Source organism: Bradyrhizobium sp. LeoB3, assembly GCF_055456055.1.
Genome location: NZ_JBVBEF010000355.1, coordinates 1 through 612, shown reverse-complemented (window position 1 = coordinate 612; position 612 = coordinate 1). Strand labels below are relative to the sequence as shown.

Sequence of the window (612 nt, the reverse complement as noted above, 5' to 3'; positions counted from 1 at the left end):
TCCGCTGGAGCACATCGCGCTCAAGCTCAAAGAGACCCGGCCGCCCGACTGACGCGGGCAGGCGTGTCTCGTCCAGCTCTGGAGGTTGCGGATATCTTCCGCAACCATGGCCCGGCATGGCGTCAGACCCATGCCGGCCATATCAGCCTCGACCAGCTCAAGGTGATGTCGGCCATTGAGCGCTGCCGCACAGCAGCCCTCGGCGGCCATGTCGCGCGCTGCGAGGACTGCGCCTACACATCCATCGCCTACAACTCCTGCCGCAATCGGCACTGCCCGAAGTGCCAGGGCGCCGCGGCCAAGCAGTGGCTCGCCGACCGCGAAGCCGAGCTGCTGCCGGTGCCGTATTATCACGTCGTGTTCACGCTGCCGGCTCGGATCGCCGACATCGCCTACCGGAACAGAGCTGCCATCTACGATCTCCTGTTCAAGGTCTCGGCCGAGACGATGCTGACCATCGCTGCCGACCCGAAGCATCTGGGAGCCCGGATCGGCATTACGTCCGTGCTGCACACCTGGGGCTCGGCCATGACCCACCATCCGCATGTGCACATGATCGTGCCGGGCGGTGGCATCTCGCCCGATAGCCAGCGCTGGGTGTCCTGCCGGCCC

1 protein-coding gene is annotated in these 612 nt (G+C 66.2%); it reads left to right on the top strand.

From position 1 onward, the window contains the following. Positions 1–63: 63 nt before the first annotated feature. On the top strand, positions 64–612 hold a 549-nt coding region (locus ACZXDY_RS46300), incomplete at its 3' end, for an IS91 family transposase (RefSeq protein ID WP_464350072.1).